The 17,106-nt window shown below is 35.7% G+C and carries 15 protein-coding genes; all 15 read right to left on the reverse strand.

Features of this window, described 5'->3' with window-relative positions:
• Positions 1–97 precede the first annotated feature (97 nt).
• Positions 98–1,348 carry a competence/damage-inducible protein A gene (locus GH741_RS08100; RefSeq protein WP_153736273.1) on the reverse strand — a complete coding sequence of 417 codons (1,251 nt, stop codon included), beginning with the start codon at positions 1,346–1,348 and terminating at the stop codon, positions 98–100.
• A complete protein-coding gene (pgsA, locus tag GH741_RS08105; RefSeq protein ID WP_153736274.1) occupies positions 1,348–1,926 on the reverse strand; it encodes a CDP-diacylglycerol--glycerol-3-phosphate 3-phosphatidyltransferase in 579 nt (192 codons plus the stop codon). The genes GH741_RS08100 and pgsA overlap by 1 nt, the downstream gene beginning before the upstream one ends.
• A gap of 95 nt (positions 1,927–2,021) precedes the next feature.
• Entirely contained in the window at positions 2,022–2,921 is a 900-nt protein-coding gene (locus GH741_RS08110) for a helix-turn-helix domain-containing protein (RefSeq protein ID WP_153736275.1), read from the reverse strand.
• An 18-nt stretch (positions 2,922–2,939) separates the two neighbouring features.
• Complete coding sequence (locus GH741_RS08115; protein ID WP_153736276.1) at positions 2,940–3,731, reverse strand: DUF3388 domain-containing protein; 792 nt, start codon at positions 3,729–3,731, stop codon at positions 2,940–2,942.
• 204 nt (positions 3,732–3,935) lie between these two features.
• Positions 3,936–4,196, reverse strand: coding sequence for a DUF3243 domain-containing protein (locus tag GH741_RS08120; RefSeq protein WP_153736277.1), 261 nt, complete (start codon positions 4,194–4,196; stop codon positions 3,936–3,938).
• An 83-nt stretch (positions 4,197–4,279) separates the two neighbouring features.
• Complete coding sequence (gene ymfI, locus GH741_RS08125) at positions 4,280–4,996, reverse strand: elongation factor P 5-aminopentanone reductase (protein ID WP_153736278.1); 717 nt, start codon at positions 4,994–4,996, stop codon at positions 4,280–4,282.
• 4 nt (positions 4,997–5,000) lie between these two features.
• A complete protein-coding gene (gene yfmH, locus GH741_RS08130; protein ID WP_153736279.1) occupies positions 5,001–6,290 on the reverse strand; it encodes an EF-P 5-aminopentanol modification-associated protein YfmH in 1,290 nt (429 codons plus the stop codon).
• The gene (gene yfmF / locus GH741_RS08135) at positions 6,283–7,569 is read right to left on the reverse strand and encodes an EF-P 5-aminopentanol modification-associated protein YfmF (protein ID WP_153736280.1); all 1,287 of its coding nucleotides are present in this window, start codon (positions 7,567–7,569) and stop codon (positions 6,283–6,285) included. The genes yfmH and yfmF overlap by 8 nt, the downstream gene beginning before the upstream one ends.
• Positions 7,570–7,706: 137 nt before the next feature.
• Entirely contained in the window at positions 7,707–8,660 is a 954-nt protein-coding gene (locus tag GH741_RS08140; protein ID WP_153736281.1) for an ABC transporter permease, read from the reverse strand.
• Between the two features lies 1 nt (position 8,661).
• Positions 8,662–9,708: an ABC transporter permease gene (locus tag GH741_RS08145; protein WP_153736282.1), complete on the reverse strand. Its 1,047-nt coding sequence runs from the start codon at positions 9,706–9,708 to the stop codon at positions 8,662–8,664.
• Positions 9,708–11,216 carry an ABC transporter ATP-binding protein gene (locus GH741_RS08150; protein ID WP_153736311.1) on the reverse strand — a complete coding sequence of 503 codons (1,509 nt, stop codon included), beginning with the start codon at positions 11,214–11,216 and terminating at the stop codon, positions 9,708–9,710. The genes GH741_RS08145 and GH741_RS08150 overlap by 1 nt, the downstream gene beginning before the upstream one ends.
• Positions 11,217–11,422: 206 nt before the next feature.
• Positions 11,423–12,511 (reverse strand): BMP family lipoprotein, encoded by a 1,089-nt coding sequence (locus GH741_RS08155; RefSeq protein WP_240795444.1) that lies wholly within the window; start codon positions 12,509–12,511, stop codon positions 11,423–11,425.
• Positions 12,512–13,089: 578 nt separating this feature from the next.
• Entirely contained in the window at positions 13,090–15,396 is a 2,307-nt protein-coding gene (locus GH741_RS08160; RefSeq protein WP_153736284.1) for an FtsK/SpoIIIE family DNA translocase, read from the reverse strand.
• A 200-nt stretch (positions 15,397–15,596) separates the two neighbouring features.
• Entirely contained in the window at positions 15,597–15,818 is a 222-nt protein-coding gene (locus GH741_RS08165; protein ID WP_153736285.1) for a YlzJ-like family protein, read from the reverse strand.
• Positions 15,815–16,543, reverse strand: coding sequence for a ClpP family protease (locus tag GH741_RS08170; protein WP_153736286.1), 729 nt, complete (start codon positions 16,541–16,543; stop codon positions 15,815–15,817). The genes GH741_RS08165 and GH741_RS08170 overlap by 4 nt, the downstream gene beginning before the upstream one ends.
• Between the last annotated feature and the right edge of the window lie 563 nt (positions 16,544–17,106).

The raw sequence follows: 17,106 nt of genomic DNA on the forward strand, positions 1-17,106 counted from the left end.
TTGATAATAGAATCGCATTTTTCAATTATAGTTATTTCTATTTAAATTTAAATTTAAATTTCCAAATATAATTCTCAATTTCATAAGAATTGGATTGTTACAGTTGAATTAAATGATTTCTGAGTAATTCAAACCCTTTTTTGACAGATCTAATCCTAATCCCATCTCGATTACCTTGAAAATGAAACTCTTTTACCAATGATTGATTTGAAGGACCGTATATCCCAATAAACACTGTACCAGATGGTTTCCCCTCAACTGAATCAGGTCCGGCTATTCCCGTAAAGCTTATGCCAATATCTGCATCTAATTTTCGCTTTACATTTTGTGCCATTTCCTCCGCACAATTTGAACTGACAGTCCCATAAGTACTTAAAGTGTCTAATGATACACCTAACATAGTTTCCTTGGTCTTGGCAGAATAAGCGACAACCCCTCCCATAAATACGTCGGAAGCTCCACTTATTGAAACAATTGAATCTGCAAATCTACCACCTGTTAAGCTTTCAGCGGTGGCTATCGTTAGGTTGTTGTTCTTTAAAAGCTCATAAACCTTCTTTTCAATAGTTTCTTGATCGTACCCATAAAAATGACTACCAACAAGTTCGAAAATTTTGTTTGTCGTATTATTTATAAGTTCGTCAGCTTTTTGATTAGTTTCAGCCTTTGCAGTTACTCGAATCGCAACTTCGCCATCAAACGCTAATGGAGCAATGGTAGGATTTTCTTGAGCATCAATTAGTGATTTTAACTCATGTTCAAGTTGAGATTCTCCAATCCCAATAAACCGTAGCATTCGAGACTGAATGACTGTATTTAGTTGTAATGTTTTTTTCAGATACGGTATAACGTGTTCAGATGTTATTGCTTTCATTTCATTAGGGACTCCTGGCATAAACACCCAGATAGCATTGTTATGATCTACAATCATCCCAGGTGCCATACCTGCACTATTTGGTAATACTATAGCATCATCAAAAACTAATGCTTGTTTTCGATTATTTGGAGTCATTTGTCGTGAATTTTTTTCAAAGTAATTTGTAATCTTATTTATGGACGACTGATCCTCTTTCAATATCTTATTTGTTAATGCTTGAAATGCTTCACGCGTTAAATCATCATCTGTAGGACCTAAGCCACCGGTCACAAAAATAATATCAGAGCGTGCACTAGCGAGTTCAAAGCTAGATTTAACACGTTCCAAATTATCTCCAACAACCCCATGATAAAACACATTGATTCCGTAATTAGCAATTTGTTCTGAAAGCCATTGGGCATTGGTATTTGCAATTTGGCCTAATAATAATTCCGTACCAACAGCTACAATTTCCGCTTTGAGTTGGCTCATTATTTTGAATCCCTCATAACGTTCCAATTTTTAACAAAGTAATCATACCCTGATACTACAGTAATAACTAATGCACTATAAAGTGCTATACTAGCAAAAGGAATTCCTAGGTAAGAAAAAGGATAGTTGTGTAGCAGTAAAGCAGTAATCGCCACTATTTGTAAAACTGTTTTTAGTTTTCCCATCTGACCTGCCGCTAGGACAACACCTTCACCTGCCGCTACAAGCCTTAAACCGGTAACAGCGAATTCCCTACTTATAATTGTGATCACAACCCATGCAGGAGCTAGCCCCATTTCCACTAATAATATAAATGCAGCAGAAACTAAAAGTTTATCGGCCATTGGATCAAGAAATTTACCTAAGTTGGTTACAAGATTATATTTCCTCGCATAATAACCATCAACCCAATCGGTAGTTGAAGCAATAACAAACAATAATGCAGCAGCAAAGTGTGATATAGGCAACACTTGCTCACCTATATTCCATGATCCCCAGTCAAATGGAACTGTAAGTAAAATAATAAAAATTGGTATTAATAAAATACGTGAAATGGTAATTTTATTAGGTATATTCATATATAATTCCTCCAAATTTAATAGCATCTTTACGCAAGTGAAACCCTTCCCATCCTAAGATGAAAAGGGTCAATCTAAAGTTGTAATTCCTTCTTTTATTCTGCACTATTTTGAACATTAATCCAAACTTTTTGGACTTTGCTCGGTTCTATATCTTCTGGTAGTTCTAATGTTACACCATTTATTTTTATATCTAACGAGGTTGGATTACCAAACCTTAAATAAATTTGTTCTTCTCCTGTTAAATCTTGTTCATAAGGAGTCTGATTTGCGTAGAACATCTCGTTATAAAAAACATTTCCTTTTCCGTTTTCGATTTCAAGCCAATGTTCATTGTCGGTATTAAGTGTTACTACTAATTGATCTGTAGTATTAATAAATTCATACGTTTGTTCGGCATTTCCTTGATCGGTTAATGTCAGAGTTGGTTCAGGCTCTTCCTCTACGTCAGTTTCTTCCTCATCCTCAGCAGGAGCTTCTTCCTGTTCTTCTTCTCCATCACCTACATCAGCATTTTCTTGTTGATCACGGGGTAACTGTACTTCATCGTTCCCACCATTGTCTTCTTCAGTTTGGCGGGGTTCATTAGTATCATCCGCTTGTGATTTTTGGTAGAAATACCAAAAGGCAAATATGGTTCCCACTATCAAAATAATTACAATAGCAGTAGGTAGAAAAGAAAAAATAGCTGGACTCTTAGTCGAAGACGTATCTTTCCTACTACGTTGAACTCGTGTGTACTGAATTGAACTTTCATCACTTGAAGCAGGAAGTTCAGCTTTATGTTCTTCAATTAATAAATCAGGATCTAAATCAACGGCAGTAGCGTATTCTTTAATAAACGCTCGGACATAAAAATTTCCAGGCATTGCACTAAAATTCCCTTTTTCAATTGCTTGTAAGTATCTAGTCTGAATTTTAGTGATTTTTTGTACATCTTCTATAGACAACTGTTTTGTTTCTCTAGCTTCTTTTAGCCTTGCTCCTAGTTCCATCTATAACACCATCCATTTTTAAAAGTCAAACATAGAAAAACCATTATTTTGGTTAAATTCTGGTTTTTCAATTGGATCATATCTTATTTCTTCATCATCCTCGGTTCTGAGCTCAATTATATAATCGAAGTCATCCATTTTGTATTCCGTTTGTTGAACAAATATATCAGGATGTTCCACTACTTTTGTAGCTGGTAGGCGCATTATTTCTCTAACAAGCTCCCAGTGTTGTTCACTAGCTCGCTTTGTAGATACAATCCCATCAATTATATAAAGATTATCTGCATTATATTCGTCTTGAATTAATTTATTTCGAATGGTTTGCTTTAGCAAGGTGCTTGATACGAACAACCATCTTTTATTGGCACAGACACTAGCCGCAACAATGGACTCTGTTTTACCTACTCGTGGCATGCCTCTTATGCCTATAAGTTTATGTCCATCCTTCTTATATAATTCTGCCATAAAATCAACTAATAATCCCAACTCACTCCGAACAAATCGAAACGTCTTCTTATCGTCAACATCACTGTGTATGTATCGACCATGTCTTACAGCTAAACGATCTCTTAGTTTAGGTTTCCTTAATTTAGTTACATTAATCGTATCCATTGTATTTAAAATAGATTTCAATCTAAGTATTTGTTCATCTTTTCTAGAAAGGAGCAGCATACCTCTTCTAGAGTTTTCTACCCCATTTATCGTTATTATATTGATTGAAAGCATGCCTAATAAGGAAGAAATATCGCCTAATAGACCAGGTCTATTGTGTTGAATTTCATACTCAAGGTACCATTCAGTTTTTTCCATAAACCATAACCCCTTTTTAAACCAAATAAAAAAATTCCTAATAAATAACATACTTATATCTTATCATAAATGATTTTATGGTTTTAGAAAAGACAATATTCGTATTAAATAGAACAAATTATACAATTGTTCACTGAATAATTACAAAACCCTTGCTTAGTCAAGAAGCAAGGGTTTTGTAACAATACTATTTAAGGAGTAAAATTATTTACCTGTGCCTTCATCTTGCACAAGCTTGACCATCATGTTTGCGATTGTATGTTGCTCTTCCTTACTAGCAACATTCCACAATTCACGCAATACTGCCTCTTGTTCATTCTTAGCTTCCACTTGGTTGGAAAGGTAACCACCAATATCATAAGCTATTTCAGTAATAGCTTGTTGGCTCATTCCTTGACCTTGCGCTTGATGTAAACGGTCGCCAAGAAAGTCTTTCCAAGATTCGAAATTATCAAGAACAGACATTTAGATTCCTCCTTCATTCAGCTTACGTTACTAGCATTTGAAATTTGGAAAACTTTATACATGAATGAAGAAGGGTTTTTATTCTACCAAGCACCTGAAATAGTAATTATTTCCCCGTGTATATAACTAGACTTCTCATCAAGTAGAAAAGAAACAGTATGAGCAACTTCCTCAGGTCGTCCAGCTCGATTCATAGGAATTTGATCGATGATTTGCTTTTTATCTGCTTCTGTAAAAAGCTTATTCATTTTTGTATCAATAAAGCCAGGACTTACGCCATTAACAGAAATCCCAGACAATGCCAACTCTTTTGCCAATGCTTTAACAAAACTATTTTGTGCGCCTTTTACAGAAGAATAGACAACTTCACAGCTCGCACCTACATCTCCCCATATAGAAGAAATCACCACGATACTACCTTTATTTTTCTTAATCATATCAGGTATTAATTGTTTAGTTATTAACCAAGTAGCTTTTACATGCAAAGTTAACATTTCATCCATTGTATCTTCAGTGACGTCTTGAAATAGACCATATTCACTTTTACCACCTGCAAAAACTACATGGTCCACAGAATAGTGAATGTTACTTAAAAACAATTTAATCCCACTACTCGAAGTTAAATCTCCTTGAACGACATCCAACACAGATTCTTTCGGTAACCTTAGAATTAATCGTTCAATATTTTCTCGATTTATATTGTAATGTAAGATTAGTGTATAACCTTCCGAAGCAAGCCTCTCTGCAATAGCACTTCCTATTTCACCACTTGCTCCAGTAATCAAGCAATTTTTCCCCATATTATCACCCTTGTGATGGTATAACTTGGCACACAGCAATTCTATCTTCATCGATCCATTGATGAAGAAAATCATTGGCCTGTTGAACAGTCAACTTTTCAATCGTTGGTACCACCTCAAAAAGATCAATTCCAAGTAGATGATAGTGAACAAATTGAGTGGAGACAAATTCTAAGGAATTTAATGCTCGAAGTAAGTGACCAATTTTCTTTTTTTTCATTCTTTCAAATTGCTCCTCGGTTAATGAGAAGTCTTTTAATTTTACTAACATCTCTTTTATCTCATCTGCCAACTGATCTGGCTTTTGAGTATTACCACCAAGAATAGAAAAACCAAAATTTCTTTCAAGGTTTGACTCGAAACTAAAGCTATTATCAATTAAGTCATTATCATACAATTCCTGATAAAATTCCCCGCTTTTCGAGAAAAAGTGATCTAAAATCATATCAACAAGAAGGTCCTTTTGTAAAAATGCCTCTATACCTTCTTCCTTCATATCTTCTTTAATTCCTACTAAGCATTTAGAAGTGGATACCGGCATCTCAATTATATGTTTCTTTTTTGCTACTTCTACTGGTTCGTCAGGAAAGCTTCTTTTGATATCAGGTATAGCTGGGAATTCTTTCCTATCTTGGTTATCTTTTATTAATTGCATCATTGTATCAGGGTTGAAATTTCCTGCTACGAATAATGTCATATTAGAAGGGTGATAGAAAGTATTATAACAAGTGTATAAGTCATCCTTTGTGATTTCAGCTATTGAATCAATAGTGCCAGCTATATCAATCTGAACCGGATGATTTTGATACAAACTTTGAATTGTACCAAAGAATGAACGCCAATCTGGTTGATCGTCATACATTGTGATCTCTTGACCTATAATGCCTTTTTCCTTTTCAACTGATTTCTCTGAAAAATATGGTTCTTGGACGAAATCCATTAATGTTTCCATATTCTCATCAATGCTACTTGTAGCAGAAAAAAGATAAGCTGTTTTAGTAAAAGACGTAAATGCATTAGCTGATGCTCCACGTTTGGTGAAATCCTGAAAAACATCCCTATCCTCTTTTTCAAATAATTTATGCTCAAGAAAATGTGCAATCCCGTCAGGTACAGTAACATATTCTTCCTGACCGATTGGAATAAACTTCTGGTCAATCGATCCATAGTCAGTAGAAAAAATACCAAACGTTTTAGCCATTTCAGGTTTTGGCAAAAGAAATACACTCAATCCATTATCTAACTTTTCAGAGTAGACGGTTTCTTTTAATTGATCATAATTTGTTTTATTCATCTACATTTCCTCCTTTACTTGTTAAGAAATAGACTGTATCCAATTCCAACTTCTCACCAACTTTAAGAAGGTCATCCTTTTTAACATCCTTAATTTTTTCAATCATTTGATCTGGTTTAATTTGACTATCAGAAAGTATTTGATGGTACAATAATTCAATTAATCCCTGAGGATGATCCATCGTCTCCAATAATTGACTTATTACCATATTTTTAGTTTCCTCAACTTGATTGTCAGTAAAATCCCCTTGCTTCATAGACTCCATTTGTTCAAGGATGATATCTTTTGCTTTATTATAATCATTAGGGTCTATGCCACTAAATACAAATAACAGACCTTTATGACTTTCAATTCGAGAAGCAGCATAATACGCAAGGCTATGTTTCTCTCTCACATTCATAAAAAGTTTAGAGCTTGGAAACCCACCAAACAGTCCATTAAAAACTTGTAATGCAAAATACTCAGGATCATTGTATCCAATATTGGTACGGTAACCTAGGTGTAATTTACCCTGCTGAACAGATTGTTCCTCTTTAATCTCGTTTACCTTTTCTACAGATTTTGTAGTAACCTTCTGGTGTTGTTGAGTTTGTGAATGTTCTCGAGAGAATTTAGACTGTACCGTTTTATCTATCTCTTTGCCTTCTATGTCACCAAGAATATAGATATCCATTTGATCATTGACTAATAGCTCTTTATAGTAGTCAAATAGGGTGATTTCGTTAATTTCATCCAAATCATCTGGATAACCGTGAACATGAAGTTTATATGGCTCATCATTACACATTTCATCAATGAGACGCATATTAGCATAACTCATTTTGTCATCAATTACCGAATCCATTTTTTGTTTTAATGTTTGTTTTTCTCTTTTCACTATTTTTGAATCAAAATGTTCTCCCTCTAATTTAGGGTGGTAAATAATCTCATTTAACAGTTCCATAGCTTTCTCCATAACCTCTTCATTGGATGCAAGGTACTTTTCATTTGCAACTTCCAATCGAAGGCTCATGATATGACTCTCACCTTTTTTCCCACCGTCAATACTTAGAACTGCTCCATATAAGTCATCTAAAGCTGTCCGCAATTCCCTGGAGCTTGGATGACTTTGTGTTCCTTGTTGCAGGACGTATGCGAGCAATGCGCGTTTAGTAATTGTTTCTTTTACCAACGGGGCTTTAAACTTAACGACAATGTTTATAGTTTTGTATTTTTCACTTTGGATTAGATGCAAATTGTATCCATTTTCCTTATGCAATTTTTCTTTAATTGATGGCATTTGAGATCCTCCCTATTTTAATATATGTATAGCATTTCTTATTTAAATAGTATCTATCCTTACAATAACTCTAGACTTAATTGTAACCAAAAAGAAACCAGGTAACAATTACCAGGTTTCTTTTTCTTGATTTTTTCTTATCGGCTACCTTTTATATAAGGTTGACCATTAGCTTTGGGAGCTTCTGCTCTTCCTATAAATCCTGCTAACGCAAGAATGGTCAGCAGATAAGGGGCAATTGTTAAATAAATTTTAGGCACATCTGCCAAGAATGGGACTCCTGCGCCAATAACGCTCAAACTTTGAGCAAACCCAAAAAATAAAGCAGCTCCCATTGCGCCAAGTGGGTGCCATTTCCCAAATATTACTGCAGCTAGTGACATAAATCCTTGACCGACAATTGTTGACTGTGAAAAGTTTAGTGCAATTGTTAATGCGAATACTGAACCTCCAAGTCCACCTAGAGCTCCCGAAATTATAACCGCAATATAGCGCATCGTATATACATTTATCCCGTTTGTATCAGCAGCCATCGGATGTTCTCCAACCGATCTTAATCGCAAGCCAAAAGGTGTCTTATACAATACATACCATGCAACTATGGCAGCAATTATTGCTATATATGAAGTAAGATAGATTTTTTGAAATAACAATGGTCCAATGATTGGTATATCAGCTAGAAATGGAATATCAGTAGAATAAAAAGGTCTACTTACCATGTCTGTCTGCCCTTTTCCGTACCATTGCTTTGTTAAAAACACACCTAAACCTAGTGCTAGGAAGTTTATAGCAACACCACTAACTACTTGATCAGCACGAAATGATACCGAAGCAACAGCATGTATAGAAGAGAAAACAGCTGAGACTACCATTGCAACTAGCACCGACACCCAAGGAGTAGCAGCACCCAGGACGTCTACAAAAGCTAAATTAAATACAATACCAACAAATGCACCCATTACCATTAAACCTTCTAGACCTATGTTAACAACGCCAGATCGTTCACTAAACACTCCACCTAATGCGGTGAAAATTAGAGGGGCAGAATAGAATAACGCAATTGGTATAATAGACTGCAAAACATCTAACATATTATTTCCCCTCCTTTTTCAAGCGTAATAGCGCCCAGCGAATTATGTAACTAGAGGCTACAAAGAAAATAATTAATGCGATTACAATTTCAACTAATTCAGCCGGTACTCCAGCACCTGTAGGCATGTTCAACGCACCAATTTTTAAAGTTCCAAATAAAAATGCAGCAATAACAGTTCCAAGTGCAGCATTACCACCAAGTAGTGCAACTGCAATTCCATCAAAACCGATGTTGGTAAAGGCAGAATGGGTAGGCATATAACCAAATGTTCCTAGCCCTTCCATAGCGCCAGCTAGACCAGCAAACCCTCCGGAAATTACCATGGCCAATATTATATTTTTTCCTACTTTCATGCCGGCATATTCAGATGCATGTCGATTATACCCAACTGACCTTAACTCATATCCTGCCGTTGTCTTCTCTAGTAAAAACCACATAAATACGGCAGCAACTAATGCAACCAGAATTCCCCAATGGAGCCTGGAGTAACTAGTCAATGTCATTAACCACTCTGAGGAAAGTGCAGCACTTTCTACGACCCGATCCGTTGTATCTTTTGTATCTGTTAAAACATTTCTAATCAGATGGTTCGTAAGATATAGTGCGATATAATTCATCATTATTGTAATAATAACTTCATGTACACCTAACTTTGCTTTCAATAAGCCTGGGACAAATCCCCACATCCCTCCAGCTAAAGCGGCAGCGAAAAGAGCTAAAGGTAAATGAACAATCATAGGCGCTTCAATAGTTGTACCGATCCAAACAGCAGCCAACCAGCCAACGATAACTTGACCCTCCGCACCAATATTAAATAAACCAGCTCTAAAAGCAAATGCAACAGCTAATCCTGTTAGTATATATGGAGTAACCTGTCTAATAGTTTCACCAAAAAAATAAGCGTTACCAAATGCTCCATCTATAAGTGCTAGATAACCTTGAAAAGGATTATAACCAAAACCTAGCATGATAATTGCGCCAGCTATAAGTCCCAAGACTACCGAGATGATTGGAACTAATATATTAAACATCCGATTCGAAAACATTACTCTCCACCAACTTTCTCTTTCCTACTGCCAGCCATAAGAAGTCCCAATTCTTGCTCATTAGTCTCCTCAGGTTTTACATTTGCTACAATATTCCCGTCAAACATAACTGCAATTCTATCACTAACATTCATTATTTCATCCAGTTCAAATGAGATTAGTAAAACAGCTCGTCCTTTATCGCGTTCTTCTATTAATTTTTTGTGTATAAATTCAATTGCTCCTACGTCCAATCCACGTGTCGGCTGTGCAGCAATAATTAAATCAGGTGAACGATCTACTTCTCTTGCAATAATAGCCTTTTGTTGATTTCCACCAGACAATGCTCTCGCTTTAGTGAATACATTCGGGGTACGTACATCATATTCTTTAATCAGGTTCTTAGCATGATCGTAAATTTTATTAAAAGATAATATACCATTTTTAGCATAAGGCTTTTGATAATAAGTTTGTAGTACCATATTTTCTCCAATTGGAAAATCTAATACAAGGCCAAACTTATGCCTATCCTGTGGAATATGCGATACACCTGCTTCAGTAACCTTTCGAGGTGTTAAGTTAGTAATTTCTTTATCATTAAGTAATACCTTACCGGATTCAGTCTTTCTAAGACCGGTAATAGCTTCAATTAGTTCGGATTGACCATTACCATCTACTCCAGCAATACCAACTATTTCTCCCGCTTTTACTTCCAGGTTTAATCCCTTTACCATCTCTACTCCTCTAGCATCCAATACTTTTAATTCGTGGATGTTAAGGACACTTTGCTTTGGTTCTGCTGGCGTTTTCTCTGTCGTAAAGCTTATTTCTCTACCGACCATTAGTGAAGCCAAATCATCTACGTTTGTCTCTGAAACATTAACAGTGTCAATACCTTCACCTTTTCGAATAACAGTACACCGATCACAAACTTCCATTATTTCTTTTAATTTGTGAGTAATTAATATTATCGAAATTCCTTGTTTAACTAAAGACTTCATGATGCCGATTAATTCTTTTATTTCCTGTGGAGTTAGAACGGCAGTAGGCTCATCCAAGATTAGTACATCAGCACCTCGATACAACGTTTTCAGAATCTCCACTCGTTGCTGCATGCCAACAGATATATCACGGATTTTCGCCTTTGGATCAACCCTTAAGCCATATCGATCTGATAACTCCGATACATCTTTTTCAGCCTTTTTTATATCAATCGTGCCATACCTTCTTGGCTCACTACCTAGAATAATATTTTGGGTAACAGTAAAAGTATCAACTAGCATAAAATGTTGGTGCACCATCCCAATTCCTAACTCATTGGCTACGTTAGGATCGGTAATCTTTACCTTTTTCCCCTTAACACGGATTTCTCCTTTTTCCGGTTGATATAATCCAAATAAGACGTTCATCAGTGTTGATTTACCAGCACCATTTTCACCAAGAAGTGCGTGTATTTCTCCTTTTTTCACTTGTAAATTAATATTATCATTTGCTACAATACCTGGAAATTCCTTACGAATATCAAGCATTTCAACTACATAATTTTCCAAAAATCCCCACTCCTTATTTGGAACATTTATATTGGTGGTGTTAATTTTTAATGACGATAGCGATATAAAATCGTCAAATGAAAAGACCGGAATTAACCTTTCATTTGATGATTTTTTTAGAGAGCAATTCTTATAGTTTAAAAAAGGCTAGAAATAAAAATCTCTAGCCTTTTTCATTAGTGAACTTAAAGAGACTCAAGGTAAGCAGCTAATTCATCATCAGTAGCTGGAACTTCTACTTCACCACCAAGAATTTTTTGCTTCCATTCTTCTACTGCGTCGTTTATTTCAGCTGTATATGCTTCTTCGTTTGTTTGTGCAACTCCGACGCCGTCTTCAGCAATACCAAACGCCAAGACTTCCCCACCTGGGAATTCACCATCAAGAGCTTGTTGAGATACGCTTTGTACAGCTATATCAACTCGCTTAACCATTGATGTAAGAGTTACGTTTGTATCACCGATAACACCTTCTTCATGTTGGTCACGGTCAACACCGATTACCCATACATACGCATCAGGATCAGCATTTTTGATGTCTTTTGCTTGAGCAAAAACACCATTTCCAGTACCACCAGAAGCATGATAAATTACATCTACTCCACTGTTGTACATGCTAGCAGCAATTGCTTTACCTTTATCAGGTGCACCAAAAGAATCAGCATATTGAGATACTACTTCAATTGAAGGATCTACAGACTTAACACCTGCTTCAAATCCTGCTTCAAACTTTTTGATTAGGTCACCTTCAACACCACCAACAAAGCCAACTTTATTTGATTCTGTTTTAAGTGCTGCAGCAACACCAACAAGGAAAGAACCCTGATGTTCTTGGAAAGTAATACTTGCAACGTTGTCACCTTCAACTACTGAGTCAACAATTGCAAAGTTAGTATCCGGATTTTGTCCAGCAACTTCAGATACAGCTTCTGCAAGTAAATATCCAATACCAAATACAAGATTATAATCTTGTTGAACTAAACGGTTAAGGTTAGGTAGATAGTCAGCATCATTTGCAGACTGAACATAATCAATTCCTGAACCTTTTGACAGTCCGTTATCTTCACCAAATGCTACTAAACCTTCCCAAGCAGATTGGTTAAAAGATTTATCATCTACTCCACCAATATCAGTTACCATACCTGCTTTAAAGTCTGCTGCTTCAGTTTCAGTATCTGTACCTTCTTCTGTATCAGTTGTGTCAGTTGTATCCTCTGTACCCTCAGTTGTATCTTCTTCGTCAGTTCCACAAGCACCTAATACTAGACCTACCATTAAAAGTAAAGAAATTAAAAATAGTAAACGATTCTTTTTCAAAAATAAAACCCCCATTATATATAATTAAGATTTATACCTAAACTTCCTACGACTTTACCAGTATGATGGATGATCACCCCCTAAAATTAATTAAATATAGAGACTTATTACTTAAAAACTGCAGACAATTAATTACAATTTTCTAGCTGATTATAGTATTTATGTATATGGCTAAATAGATGGAAAGAGAAAACAGCATTATACACATGTAAATTATTTATTTAGTATGTAGTTTTTCCTGACTTCACGCTAGAAGTTAAGAGTAGGTAAATATGTTTTAATAAATTCCCTCGTTTACTTGTAATCATTTTCATTACATAATTTAAACTGTTAAATCTATCCTTTCACTATATCCGAGATAAATATAACACTTTTAATTATATAAATAAATAGAAATTTATATAATTAAAATCCAAAACGCGAATAACAAGTTTTTTTGTCGAATATTTTTTAATTACGAATGTCAAAGACCTTAACTCATTAACATTCGTTAAGTAAGAAAGGTCCTTTTTTAATTTGTCCATATTATTCTTTTTTTATGAAAGTTTTTCTTCGGTAGTTTGAGAAATTAAAACAGTCCGAGGTTTACTTCCCTCGTATGGTCCAACAATACCTCTAGCTTCCATCGCATCAATTAATCTAGCAGCCCTAGTGTAGCCAATACGGAACCTTCTTTGTAACATAGAAACACTTGCGGTTTGCATTTCGGTAATGAGTTGTACAGCGTCATCAAACAATTCGTCATCTACATCATTTTTAATTTCTGTTTCTTCCTCTGGTATCATTTCTACTTGATACTGGGCTTTCTGCTGTTCAATACAATGATCTACAATCCTCTCAACCTCTTCATCAGATAGGAACGCACCTTGAATTCTGGTGGGCTTAGAAGATCCAACAGGGATAAAAAGCATATCTCCACGACCCAAAAGCTTCTCAGCACCACCTGAGTCCAAGATTGTACGAGAATCGGTTTGTGACGAAACACTAAATGCTATTCGCGATGGTATGTTTGCTTTTATTACACCGGTAATAACATCAACAGACGGTCGCTGTGTTGCAATAATCAAATGTATTCCTGCCGCTCTTGCCATTTGAGCTAATCTAGTAATTGCATCCTCAACATCATTGGAAGCAACCATCATCAAGTCAGCTAGCTCGTCCACTAAAACAACAATATACGGTAACAGTGGCTGGTTTTCATTCTCTGCTTGATTGCACTTTTTAACATATTCGTTGTAGCCTTCGATATTTCTAGCACCAGTATCAGAGAAGAGTTCATAACGACGTTCCATTTCTGAAACAACTTTTTTTAATGCTCTAGATGCCTTTTTAGGGTCTGTCACAACCGGCGCTAACAAATGTGGAATACCGTTGTAAATATTCAATTCCACTTTTTTTGGGTCTATCATCATCATTTTCACTTCATGGGGTTTCGCTCGCATTAAGATACTAGTGATTATCCCATTTATACAAACACTCTTTCCACTTCCAGTTGCTCCTGCTACTAACAAGTGAGGCATTCGATTTAGTTCTGCTGTTACTGCATCGCCTGAGATATCTCGTCCTAAAACAAACGATAGGATAGAACCTTGCTTCGCTTGCTTTGTTTCTAGAACTTCTCTTAGAGAAACAGTAGCTATTTCTTTATTTGGAACTTCAATTCCAACTGCTGATTTGCCTGGGATTGGAGCCTCAATACGAATATCTTTTGCAGCTAAAGCCAAGGCAAGATCATCATGTAGTCCAACAATTTTACTCACTTTAACTCCAACATCAGGATATACTTCATATTTAGTTACAGCAGGACCAACATGAACTTTTGTAACCTTAGCCTTCACTCCAAAACTATTAAAAGTTTTTTCTAACTTTTTTACAATTGCTTGAATTTGTGATCTTTCTTGTTGTTGCCCATTTGGCTTCGGTTCTGTCAATAATTCAATCGGTGGCAGTTGATAGTCGAAGTTTTCAGTTTCTGTCATCGGTAATGATTCATCAATTACAATGTCATCCGTAGGATCCTTGGAAGTCTTGGTGGGTTTTCGGTCTTCCTGTTTAACCTGATCGGTGTCCTCCCTTATATTTTCCATAGAATAAGCAATATCGGTAAAGTCCTGTATGACTGGTTCATCCATACTAACATTAGTTGGTTGCTGTATTTCTGGTTCATTGTTAAATTCAGAAGTAGATAATTCATCTTTTTCCTGCTTTTTAATCTTTTTATTCTCTTTCATTTGTTTTAGTTGCTGTGTTGCGTAAATTCGGATTTTAATCCAATATTTTTCAATAAAATCACCAATCGAAAACTCAGTCAAAAATACCCCGCCAATAATGATGGAGAATATTGATACTATATGGGCACCTACTGATGAAAACAAATAATAACTAAAGGCAAATAAAAGTGCACCAATCATTCCTCCACCTAAGTTTCTCGAAGGAACATTTCCATTTACGTATTCAAAGAAATGGTTCATGGTAGTCTTTATTATAGACGGATTCAACGAACTGGAAATAATATCTTCAAAAGATTGAATATGAGTAAATAATAAAAGTCCTAATAGAATGATATAGAATCCTGTCATTTTTTTATGCAGCAGGTTGGGTATTTTTCGTTTTATCATTAGATACAAGCCAACACCGAGCAAAAATAATGAGGCAATAAAATACCATATCCCGAAACTAAAACGAAATATGTTTTCTAACCCGGCTGGAATTGCACCATCGCTTATTGCACTAGCACCACTGCCAAATACAGCTAAGAAAACAAACAATATGCCAAAAAGCTCATATTTCACTTGTTTCTTTAACTGATTCTGTTTCTTTTTGCTTTTTCTTTTCCTAGCCATTTTATCACCTCTGTGGTTTGTCAGAAGATGTCCATTTCCTTAGTTAAGGATTTTAACAACCTGTTAAATAAAGCAATTAACCAACTGATTAGAGAAACCCTTGTCAAAAGTTGACAAGGGTTAAATAATTTAGCTTAGTTGGCGAAATTAACCACTTTACCAAATCTATTATATCACAGAGAATAACTAATATTAACTATTCAATCAATTAAATTCGTTGAAATGATTTCTCCAGGATTTAAAGAATTATTTAAGTAATCCTGAGGATCCGTAGACAGTAACTGCAAAATTCGCAATGAACCGTCATCTTGCTGTTCAACTTCAAGCATACTTCCCTGGTACATTATCGTCTTACATTTATCGAATTGTTTTTGTTCTGTAGGAAATATATCGGATTCTGCCAACGGTGTATACAAAATCATTGGATCATTTTCCCTTCTTGTTTATAAATTCCAATAAGCTCGTTTAACTTTTTAATTGCTTCCTTTACCCCACCAATTCCATCAATTAATCCATAACTCACTGCATCAGTACCAATCACATTGGTTCCTATGTCTCTAGTTAAATTACCTTTTTCAAACATCAACTCTTTAAATTTAGCTTCTTCAATATTAGAGTGAGTTGTTACAAACTGGATTACTCTTTCCTGCATTTTATCTAAGTATTCAAATGTCTGTGGTACACCAATAACTAGGCCAGTTAAACGTATTGGATGAATGGTCATTGTTGCCGATGGTGTAATAAAGGAGTAGTTAGCAGAGACTGCAATCGGCACTCCAATCGAATGTCCTCCTCCTAGAACAATAGAAACTGTAGGCTTTGATAAAGAGGCAAGCATCTCTGATAAGGCCAGTCCAGCTTCCACATCTCCTCCAACAGTATTAAGTATAATAATTAAACCCTCAATTTTCGGATTTTGTTCTACGGCTACAATTTGAGGTATTAGATGTTCATATTTCGTCGTCTTGTTCTGCGGTGGCAATTGCACATGCCCTTCTACCTGGCCAATAATTGATAAAATGTGGATATTTGAGTCAGGCGCAGTTGGAACTGATGATTGTCCTAATTGCTGTATTTTCTGGACTAACGATGACTGCGTTGTTTGATCATCGTTCTGATCTTGTTTACCGGTATCTTTTTCTGCCATCAAAATGCTCCTTTCTTTTCATAGCATTAGTATGAGCAGTTGAATTATGATACATACAATTAAAAATAAAAGAATATATCCTATTTATTTAAAACAGTATTACAAAAAAAGGCTGTTTTCTAAAAGATTGTTGTTATTTACGGATAATCTATAGACTCCGACGTAACCATCTGACTTCCTTACGGTCTTTATTGGGAATAGTGCTATTTCGCCGCTGCGGAAAAACACTCCCTTTCCATGGGGAACGCCTCAGCCTCCTCGCTCGTAAAGAACACTCACTGCGGGGTCTTCAGACTGTTCCTTTCCCATAGGAGTGTCGTATTTTTCCTCCGCTTTGAGTAGCTCACTGTTCAAGGATGGATCCTTGAGACAATAAATTCATGGGTTTTTCTTTAATAAAAAAAACACTACTACTAGCGTAGGCGGAATCCATAGACATTTCGAAAATACCTGCGCTTACTCGTCGCATGAGACCTTTGTTACTTTTCACTCTAGAGTCGATTGTCTACACCACAATCAACCATTATAAGTATTTAACTCTGGTTGGTTTAATGTAGTAGTTA

It is taken from the genome of Aquibacillus halophilus (assembly GCF_009649745.1).
GTDB lineage: Bacteria > Bacillota > Bacilli > Bacillales > Amphibacillaceae > Aquibacillus > Aquibacillus halophilus.

Bases quoted from the DNA above. Each gene is read 5' to 3' on its own strand.
- yfmH (WP_153736279.1), bottom strand. From the start codon at position 6,290: ATGAATAAAACAAATTATGATCAATTAAAAGAAACCGTCTACTCTGAA.
- pgsA (WP_153736274.1), bottom strand. From the start codon at position 1,926: ATGAATATACCTAATAAAATTACCATTTCACGTATTTTATTAATACCA.
- yfmF (WP_153736280.1), bottom strand. From the start codon at position 7,569: ATGCCATCAATTAAAGAAAAATTGCATAAGGAAAATGGATACAATTTG.
- GH741_RS08155 (WP_240795444.1), bottom strand. From the start codon at position 12,511: ATGGTAGGTCTAGTATTAGGTGCTTGTGGAACTGACGAAGAAGATACA.
- GH741_RS08150 (WP_153736311.1), bottom strand. From the start codon at position 11,216: ATGCTTGATATTCGTAAGGAATTTCCAGGTATTGTAGCAAATGATAAT.
- GH741_RS08120 (WP_153736277.1), bottom strand. From the start codon at position 4,196: ATGTCTGTTCTTGATAATTTCGAATCTTGGAAAGACTTTCTTGGCGAC.
- GH741_RS08115 (WP_153736276.1), bottom strand. From the start codon at position 3,731: ATGGAAAAAACTGAATGGTACCTTGAGTATGAAATTCAACACAATAGA.
- ymfI (WP_153736278.1), bottom strand. From the start codon at position 4,996: ATGGGGAAAAATTGCTTGATTACTGGAGCAAGTGGTGAAATAGGAAGT.
- GH741_RS08165 (WP_153736285.1), bottom strand. From the start codon at position 15,818: ATGATTTTGTATACACCGTTGGCAGAATCCGATATATTTCCTACAGAA.
- GH741_RS08170 (WP_153736286.1), bottom strand. From the start codon at position 16,543: ATGGCAGAAAAAGATACCGGTAAACAAGATCAGAACGATGATCAAACA.
- GH741_RS08140 (WP_153736281.1), bottom strand. From the start codon at position 8,660: ATGTTAGATGTTTTGCAGTCTATTATACCAATTGCGTTATTCTATTCT.
- GH741_RS08100 (WP_153736273.1), bottom strand. From the start codon at position 1,348: ATGAGCCAACTCAAAGCGGAAATTGTAGCTGTTGGTACGGAATTATTA.
- GH741_RS08145 (WP_153736282.1), bottom strand. From the start codon at position 9,708: ATGTTTTCGAATCGGATGTTTAATATATTAGTTCCAATCATCTCGGTA.
- GH741_RS08160 (WP_153736284.1), bottom strand. From the start codon at position 15,396: ATGGCTAGGAAAAGAAAAAGCAAAAAGAAACAGAATCAGTTAAAGAAA.
- GH741_RS08110 (WP_153736275.1), bottom strand. From the start codon at position 2,921: ATGGAACTAGGAGCAAGGCTAAAAGAAGCTAGAGAAACAAAACAGTTG.